Consider the following 6,741-nt stretch of genomic DNA (forward strand, 5'->3'; position numbering starts at 1 on the left):
TTCAACTTAAACTCAAATCTACAAAAATAAAGAATCATAATTACAAAAGGCCGCCAATTGGCGGCCTTTTGGAGATTCCATAGCTTTAGTTCAAAACGAATTTAAATAAAGTTACCTTGGTTGAGCTAGTATTTTTTAAGTGCTTCGATCATTAGGTCCCAAAAACCTTCTACATCAAGTTCTAATCCAAACTTAGCATTAACTTTTCTACCAGTAACCCCATGTAGATTGATTAACGTTGTTCCTGCAGTAAACTCCCCTTTAGTTTCCACTGTAATATTTACATCTTTCATCTTAAACAACCCTGGTGCAATGCAATATGCAACAGTTAATACATCGTGTACCGGTGCTCCATCAAAACCAAACATTGCTTTATAGGTTGATGCAAAAAACACTAATAATTCACCAACTACCTTAGCAACATTGTTATCAATTTTGTCCACTTGATCGATAACTTCTTGTGTTGCTAAGGCTTGGTGTGTTATATCTAGTCCCATAACTACTATTGGAATACCACTATCAAATACTTTTTTTGCAGCTTCTGGATCAGCCCAAATATTAAATTCAGCAGTTGGGGTCCAATTACCAAATGTTCCTCCACCCATTAGAACTATCTCTTCAATATGATCCTTAATTTCTGGTGCTTTCGATAAAGCTATCGCAATATTTGTTAGTGGTCCAGTTGGAAGAATTGTTACAGGCTCATTTGACTCTTTTATCAGTCTTAAGATTGTATCCGCTCCATGCTCCTCACTCCAGCTACGAGATGGATCGGGAAATTCTGGACCATCCAAACCTGAATCACCATGAATACCAGGTGCAGTTTCACGTACTCTAATCAGTGGCTCACTTGCCCCTTTTGAAACAACAACATCCGTTAGTGAAACTAAATCACAAATTTTTAATGCTTTTATCTGGGATCTGTTATTTTTGATTACATAAAAACAACCTCCATTTTTTCCAAAGGTTGTTCTGTTTAACTATTGACTAAAATGAAATAAACTCCAAATGCAGGGGGGGCTGATCCAATGTACCACACCGCATTAGTGATTTTTTATATGCAGGTTAAGTCGAAGCCCGATCGATTTTCTATCCATATTTGATGCTTTTCCCCACTGGCAGTTTATTCTACATAAAATCTTTGATGATTTCTTATCTGGTCGTTGCGCCAGCCAAGCCTTTATTATTCACGAAGATAGGTATTTGTTCTTAACTAATCTACCTAACTATTTTGATTGCTCAACTAAGAAGGCTTAGCCTTTTTTATAAAAGCGTTTTTCTGGGTCTATTTTTGTATGCCCAAATTTACATTTTGAGTGGATTAAGAGCACGAAAAGGATGTTGACCGTAAAGGGCATCCTCCTTCCAATTTATAATGGAATCTCAAATTGTCCCTTTTGCTTTCGCTCCAGACCAGCGATATAGGAACGCATCAGCTTCATGGAAAACTGAAAGATCGGGCTTTGAATAAAGGTATATGCAAACGTCATAATAAACACTGGACCGCCTAGGATGAACCCGATAATCAAGATGAGGCTCTCGACAACGATTCTTGCCCGACTGACCGATAACCCGGTTTTTTCCGAAACGGAAAGCATGAAACCATCCCGAGGACCTGCCCCGATTCCCGCAGCCACATAGATTCCTCCGCCAATGCCGGATATGATGATACCCATCAACAAGATGAGTAGATTCAACCATAATTGCTCCGTTTCATGAGGAAGAATGTTGAGATGCAAGAAAAAATCCATAATTGGACCTATTGACAAGGCATTTAGAAAGGTACCAATACTAATATACTTCCTATCAACTACGAAGGCGATCAGCACAAGTACTAAACCACATATGACACTCCACGTCCCAATCGTGAACCCGAACCGCTGGAACAGGGCGACGTTTAATACCTCCCATGGATGCAGCCCCAAGGATTGAACATTTACCGCAATTGCATTCCCTAATCCAAAGAAAGTTAAACCAAGAAAAAAAATAAAATACCGTAATAGCCGAAATGCCATCTCTTCACCTCTTCATCTTATATTCATATACTTTAGATGAAGATAACTAAAAGAACAAGATGATTTATCAAAATTCAAATGTTGTTACCCGGTATTTCAAAAGCAATACTGACACGACAGGTGAGAGAATTTGAAGAAGACCAAATAATCACAGAGAAGTATATTTAAAAAGTCCCTCCAAAAGTAGAATACTGGATATAAACCTTTAGGGCAAAACTCTATCGCCCTTACTTTTTGACTGAGAAGTAACTATAAATTCTACATAAAGATTAGTTTTATTAATCATGAGTTTTGGAACAAATAATATTATTTATGAAATGTGTGCTTTATTAATTTTGTTCAGCCATCGGGCCAGATAATTGAATAACACTCTTAGAGAAAGAAGAGAAATCAAATAAACGCCAATCCCTTATAGATATGGGATTGGCGTTTTGACGTACTTCTTAAAGTTACAAATGTGTTAAGTTCATTTTATAAACAACATTTTAAGAAATGTTTTTCAATTCCTCTGTTAATCGGAGGAATTCTTCTTTGTTTTGATCCTGTAATGACTGGTCAATCTCTTTTCGGATTTGCTCTTTTCGGAAATTAAGAAGGGCTTTGTTTATCACCATTTCAGCAAATTCAGAATCCTTGACGTTTATTTCAGGTTGTGGTGGTGTATTAGCCAAATTCTTTTCCATAGGAAACCAACTCCTTGACCTTTTTTTTATTATACCTTGAGTTTTCAGATTATTCAAATAATAACCCGAGTAGTTCCAATGAAATAATCCGTTTGCTCAATGAAAATGAATCAGTGAAAAACATAAGTGAAAAAACAGGTGTAACAAGAATGACTATCTATAATATAAGAAAGAAAATATGAATTTGTGTAATTGTACTATTGTGTAGTTGTGTTAGAGTTACAAAGTACATATAAAAGCCTACATCCCTATTATTATCAAGACCTAAATTAAAAAAAGATTTATAAATTAAAGGTCATAACATATTATATATGACTAATATGTTATGACCTTTGTTATCCATCTAACCAGCTAATAGGATGTCAATATCTTTCTCTAAAAATTTCATTTTCCTTATGATATACTATTTTTGGCCATGCCAAATAACCCTCCAAAACCCTTTTGGAAGGATTTTTCTCTGTTTCACAAAACCGTTAATCAGGCTAAATCTAGGAACGTTTCTTTTCTGTTTAATAAAGCATAAATCCAATAAAGCAACTTATTCATACAGGTAACGATTGACACTTTGCAGGTTTTCCTTCTGATTTTTTCTTATCATAGAATGTTTTAAGCTTTTTGTTCCTTGAACTTCTTATGCCGCAAAGTACGGCAAGATACAGAGAATGACCTAGTCTGCTCGAACCTCTTTTAGTAATACGATTAATGGTTGCCGTAAACTCACCCGAAGAGTGAACACTTGGATCTACTCCAGCGAAGGCAACCAGTTTTTTCGGATGATTAAACCGATCGATTTCACCAATTTCAGAGATAATCGTGGCTACGATTTTTTCTCCTATACCGGGAATCGATTGGATGATCTTATATTCTTCCATTTCATTTGCCAGGGCTACTATACGATCTTCCAAATCAGAAAGGTGTCCCTGGTAATGAAAAAACAACTCAATATACATACGAAGATTGATTACATGACTTTCATACACGTTTTTTTGAAATGGATTTCGAGATGCGGAATCCATTATTTTTTTTGCTTTTTCCCATGCCCATTCACCCGATCTGCTAGTACAGAACTCCATTACACTCTCTGCTAGTTTACTTTCCCCGGCTTTTAATACAGCCTCTGAAGTAGGGTATTCCTTTAACATCAATTGAAACCTTTGAAAATAAATCGCCAAAAACCTTTCGGTATTCAGGAAACAGTTGATCTAAAATGGTGTGAAACTGAAGTTTAGCTTCCACATACATGTTCGTTACGATTTCCTGTTGTCTTGACAAATTCCGAAGGTCTAAAAGCCGAATTCCTCTAATTTTATGAGATTCAAAATCCTCTTTGTAATACAGCACACACAACTGGTACGCATCGATTGCGTCTGTTTTTACCTTTCGTAAACTAGACTTCTTTGCCTGATAAGAAATAATCGGATTTAGTAAGATATATAGAACTCCTTGTTCCTCCAAGTATTGAATAACAGGAGTATGGTAATGCCCTGTAGATTCTAAACTGACCATAGGCATCTGCCCTGTCACCTCTTCAATTTCTTTTAGAAAGTCTAAAAAATGATCTAGTTCCTCTTTGATATGCTTCATTGAAAAACTCTTCCCATACGGTTTAGATTGATCTAAAAATGCCTGAACTTGGCTCTCTCCTTTTGCCACATCCAGACCAACAACTGGATTCATTGTTTTTTTCCTCCTCTACTTATTAACCAGTACCCCTAGTCCTCCATGTAGTGTCATAGCTTCGCTTGTTATACGAGATCTACGTCCCAACCAGCCTCAAACATGTTTCTACAAGTAGGGGGCGGACAGTTTAGTTCACGGGATCAAGTCCCACGCACCCGTACGTCCTACCCTGGCTACTGATATAATAGATTCTATTAAAAAAAGGTCAACCAGTAAAAACTGGCTAACCTTATAATACGAACGCACCCGTTAGCATTCCTGTAGAGCGTTAAATATCGGCTTTGAAAAAAACAGAGCCCCTCAGTATGATGAGAGTACACACAAACCAAAACTCATCTTAAGGAGGAAGCTCTACTATGAACTTTAAAATGCAAAACAAACAAACAAAATCAACTAATTGAAAGAATCACGAATCGTCATCTTGTTGTAGGAATTGATATTGCACAACAATTTCATGTTGCTCGAGCAGTTAACTATCGAGGAATTGTGGTCGGTCATCCTCTAACCTTTGAAAATAACGATGAGGGGTTTAATAAATTTCTAAGTTTGATCAAAGAACTTAAACGAATAAACCGTTTAGACACTGCCATCGTGGGCATGGAACCTACCGGTCATTACTGGTTAAATCTATCAAAATGGTTATTTGAACAAAACATTGAAGTTGTTACCGTAAATCCGCACCTTGTTAAAAGGAATAAAGAGAACCGAGATAATACCCAATCTAAGAGCGATAAAAAGGACGCTCTCGTCATCGCTGATGTAGTGAAAAATGGCTATTATACATTGATTCATCATTGCCCAGAATCCATAGAAAAACTTCGAGTCCTTATGTCTAACAGGGACATGATCGTTAAACGGCTTGTCAGCTCAATCAACCAAATAAATCGCTGGGTAGATATCGTCTTTCCTGAACTACGACAAGTCTTCAAAGATGTAACAGCTAAGGGAGCTATCGCAACCCTTCGCTTATTTCCCATTCCATTCGAACTACGTTCGTTACAGCCTCAAGATATCATTATGGGATGGAAATCAGTGATGAAAAGACATGCAGGTGTTCCAAAGGCTCATTCACTGATCGACTTAGCGAACAAATCGGTTGGTACAAAAAAAAGCTCTTGATGCTTATAAACTTCATTTGAAGCAATTGCTTGAGGAATACGCTCTTGCGACCGTCCAACTTGAAGCAGTTGAACAGGAAGTCACAAACATACTCATGAAAATTCCTTATGCTGAAAAAATACTAGCGATTAAAGGAATTAGCACGATTACACTGGCTGGTATTCTTGGAGAATCGGGTGATTTAAGTGGTTTCGCTCATGGCAATGCTTTATTACGTCACGCAGGACTGCACCTTTCCGAGGCAAGCTCTGGAAAATGGAAAGGTCAAATTGTATTATCCAAACGTGGTAGGTCCCGACTTAGACGTTTCCTATTTCTTGCGACGATGAGTCTGATTATGAATAACCCAGAGTTCCAAGCCATTCACGCCACAAATGTTAAGGTGAAAAAAACAAAGAAAATGAAGTCTGTCATGAAGTTATGCGGTAAAATCGCCAGAGTTTTAGTGGGAATGGCCAGAAGTGGATCTGACTATTCCCCAGAAAAAGTTTACCCGATCACTCCAGAAGCAGCATGAAACTTACCTTTTGATATTGTCATTCACGAGCATTGGCTTATTCGTAGGAATTCAAAGAAAGCACGAGTACTGGATGTAATGAACAAAAGGGCAATGACCCGTTCCGTTAGCAAAACCGGCTTCCACCCCTTGGATAGGCGTGACGAAGGAATGAAAGGGCATATGAATATGACCCGTTGAGACATGGGAGGGAAAACCTCCAAGGGCAGCCTGGAAAATGCGTGCAGTATATGTAATAATATGGGATTTCTAATAGATCCCCTATTTCAATCTGCCCTCATCTTATCAAAACGGTCCTATCTCTTTCGTTCATCTAAAGCAACCTATACCATGTGGTTTGAAATCCTGCGAATAAGCGAGTATTCGTGAGCATTATCTATTAAACTGAGGGAGTTCATTAAGGAAAAGGCTGCCGCAGCCCCCCCTTGTTAAACTCAAGCATCCGTTACTTGAAGAAGATTGATACAATAATAAAGCCAATTATGATTACAAGAATAAGAATTCCCGTACCTTTCCAACCTAAGCTACCAACTAAATCAGCAAGACCTCCACCGTGAACACTACTAGAAGGATTTCTTTTCAATTCTTCTTGTCTTAATTTTTCTCTTCTTCTTTCAGGAGTTTCTTTATCTTCACTCATTTGTACACCCCCTGTAAATTAAACGATCATCCCTTTTAGATTTTACCACAAATAACCATTATCCTTGTTGAACTATCCTGCCCCGTT

Annotated in this window: 5 protein-coding genes and 3 pseudogenes; 3 read left to right on the forward strand and 5 right to left on the reverse strand. The window is 37.6% G+C overall.

Going from position 1 to position 6,741, the window contains the following annotated elements:
• Positions 1 to 125: 125 nt before the first annotated feature.
• Both J7J00_RS17245 and J7J00_RS17250 read right to left on the reverse strand, forming a co-directional pair.
• Positions 126 to 935, reverse strand: a complete 810-nt coding sequence (locus tag J7J00_RS17245) for a nucleoside hydrolase (RefSeq protein ID WP_309487195.1) — start codon at positions 933 to 935, stop codon at positions 126 to 128.
• Between the two features lie 435 nt (positions 936 to 1,370).
• Entirely contained in the window at positions 1,371 to 2,015 is a 645-nt protein-coding gene (locus J7J00_RS17250) for a YczE/YyaS/YitT family protein (protein ID WP_214792661.1), read from the reverse strand.
• A 63-nt stretch (positions 2,016 to 2,078) separates the two neighbouring features.
• Between J7J00_RS17250 and J7J00_RS28915 the strand changes: the two are divergent.
• Positions 2,079 to 2,207: pseudogene (locus J7J00_RS28915) on the forward strand (winged helix-turn-helix transcriptional regulator); the annotation flags it as partial.
• A 293-nt stretch (positions 2,208 to 2,500) separates the two neighbouring features.
• Here J7J00_RS28915 and J7J00_RS17255 read toward each other — a convergent pair.
• Positions 2,501 to 2,698 (reverse strand): IDEAL domain-containing protein, encoded by a 198-nt coding sequence (locus J7J00_RS17255; RefSeq protein WP_148359007.1) that lies wholly within the window; start codon positions 2,696 to 2,698, stop codon positions 2,501 to 2,503.
• A 14-nt stretch (positions 2,699 to 2,712) separates the two neighbouring features.
• On the opposite strand from J7J00_RS17255, the gene J7J00_RS28920 reads away from it, so the two are divergent.
• The gene (locus J7J00_RS28920) at positions 2,713 to 2,880 is read left to right on the forward strand and encodes a helix-turn-helix domain-containing protein (RefSeq protein WP_214792664.1); all 168 of its coding nucleotides are present in this window, start codon (positions 2,713 to 2,715) and stop codon (positions 2,878 to 2,880) included.
• 295 nt (positions 2,881 to 3,175) lie between these two features.
• Here J7J00_RS28920 and J7J00_RS17265 read toward each other — a convergent pair.
• Positions 3,176 to 4,375 (reverse strand): annotated as a pseudogene (locus J7J00_RS17265) (IS110 family RNA-guided transposase).
• Between the two features lie 359 nt (positions 4,376 to 4,734).
• Between J7J00_RS17265 and J7J00_RS17270 the strand changes: the two are divergent.
• Positions 4,735 to 6,014, forward strand: a pseudogene (locus J7J00_RS17270) (IS110 family RNA-guided transposase).
• A 445-nt stretch (positions 6,015 to 6,459) separates the two neighbouring features.
• Here J7J00_RS17270 and J7J00_RS17275 read toward each other — a convergent pair.
• A complete protein-coding gene (locus J7J00_RS17275; RefSeq protein ID WP_214792667.1) occupies positions 6,460 to 6,654 on the reverse strand; it encodes a DUF6366 family protein in 195 nt (64 codons plus the stop codon).
• Positions 6,655 to 6,741: the final 87 nt, after the last annotated feature.

It is taken from the genome of Bacillus sp. ISL-4, from assembly GCF_018613275.1.
Lineage (GTDB): Bacteria > Bacillota > Bacilli > Bacillales > DSM-1321 > Peribacillus > Peribacillus simplex_E.

What these genes read in the sequence shown, in the direction of transcription:
- J7J00_RS17255 (WP_148359007.1), bottom strand. Translation starts at nt 2,698, where the DNA reads ATGGAAAAGAATTTGGCTAATACACCACCACAACCTGAAATAAACGTC.
- J7J00_RS17275 (WP_214792667.1), bottom strand. Translation starts at nt 6,654, where the DNA reads ATGAGTGAAGATAAAGAAACTCCTGAAAGAAGAAGAGAAAAATTAAGA.
- J7J00_RS17250 (WP_214792661.1), bottom strand. Translation starts at nt 2,015, where the DNA reads ATGGCATTTCGGCTATTACGGTATTTTATTTTTTTTCTTGGTTTAACT.